Below are 1,521 nucleotides of genomic sequence, written 5' to 3'. Positions count from 1 at the left end.
TCAAAGTGATGGCAGCTACCGTGCGACTATCAAAGCCACAGATCATAAAAATGAGGATGGTAAGTACAATGTCCATATTTATTACGTAGATCAAAATAATCAACGAAGCTATATTACAGAAACTACGACAGAAGTGCGTCAAGCCCGCCGTTCTGGTACGATCCTAATCCAAAACAACAACAAGGATACAGGTACCTTTGACGTCATCATTAAGGATGTCTACAATCCTAAAGGTGTGCGAACTGTGCAAGTCCCAACTTGGTCGGATAAGGACGGACAGGATGATCTCCGCTGGTACGAAGCAACTCGCCAAGCGAACGGAGACTACAAGGTATCTGTTAAAGCAAGCGATCACAAGAATTCTACTGGTAAGTACCATGTTCACCTTTACTACATTCAAAATGATGGTTCTCGTGTAGGTGTTGGTACCACGACTACAGAAGTGGAGTTCCGAAATGCCAAGACCAAGACGCTAGCTTCTATCAAGAATGTCAATTCTGGTGCTGGAACTTATACAGTAACGGTGGATCAAGCGCCTCAGGGCCGTCGGATTAAGAACATCCGTGTCGCAGCCTGGTCTCAAGCACACCAAGAAAATCTTTTCTGGTATTCAACAGCACCTTCTGGAATGCATACAGAAGTGCAGGTCTCTGCAGCCAATCACCAGTACCAATCAGGTAACTATACCACTCACGTCTATGTGGATTATGTCGATGGTGGCGTTGAAGGCTTTAACCTTGGTCAAACAGCCCTTCATCCCCGTGCGACAGTAGATCAAACTGCTTTTAGTCCTCGTGTAACGAATGGACAACGGGACCGTGTCTTACGGGCAGCAGCTAGTCTAGTAGGCGTTCGTGGCGGAACTGCAGCTCACCAACAATTGGTCAATGATTATAACAGTGTTAAACCACTTCCAGTTGGTTATGCAGTGAAGACGACCGATGACTGGTGTGATATCTTTGTCACAACAGTCTTCCAGCGGGAAGGTTTGAGCGGTTTGATTGGCCGTGAATGTGGAGTCGAACGTCACATCCAGATCTTCAAACGCTTGGGCATCTGGAATGAAGATGGTACCACTACACCAAAAGCAGGGGACATCATCACCTTTAACTGGGATCAAAATAGCCAGCAAAATAATGGATTTGCGGATCACATCGGAATTGTTGAGAGCGTCTCAAATGGGATCATTCATACCATTGAAGGAAACTCCAACAACCAAGTGCGTCGCAATACGTATCGGATTGGACATGGTAATATTCGTGGATTTGCAACTCCTCGCTATCAATAACAAATAAAAGAAGCCATAGGCTTCTTTTAAAATGTAGACAAACTATTTTAAAGTAAAATAATTAAGCGATCCTGCTAAGAAATAAAAATGAGTTACAATTCTTAGATTGAATCAAGAAAATACCGAAACTTTCCGCTGTGAGTAAAGTGCCTGAAACAATAACGATTCAGGCACTCGGAATTATTGAGACCTTAGGCTCAATAATTAGTCATGGAACTTCGTAGAAGTTCGCT

The 1,521-nt window shown here is 43.7% G+C and carries 1 protein-coding gene; it reads left to right on the top strand.

The genetic code is table 11. The features are described 5' to 3' along the window. Positions 1-1,288: GBS Bsp-like repeat-containing protein (locus ADI76_RS02105; RefSeq protein WP_049514419.1), on the top strand; the 1,288-nt coding region annotated here is incomplete at its 5' end. Positions 1,289-1,521: the final 233 nt, after the last annotated feature.

Origin of the sequence: Streptococcus parasanguinis, assembly GCF_001074805.1 — a bacterium.
GTDB lineage: Bacteria > Bacillota > Bacilli > Lactobacillales > Streptococcaceae > Streptococcus > Streptococcus parasanguinis_A.
The sequence above is the reverse complement of the archived record's forward strand: the minus strand, read 5'-3'. Positions and strand labels throughout refer to the sequence as shown.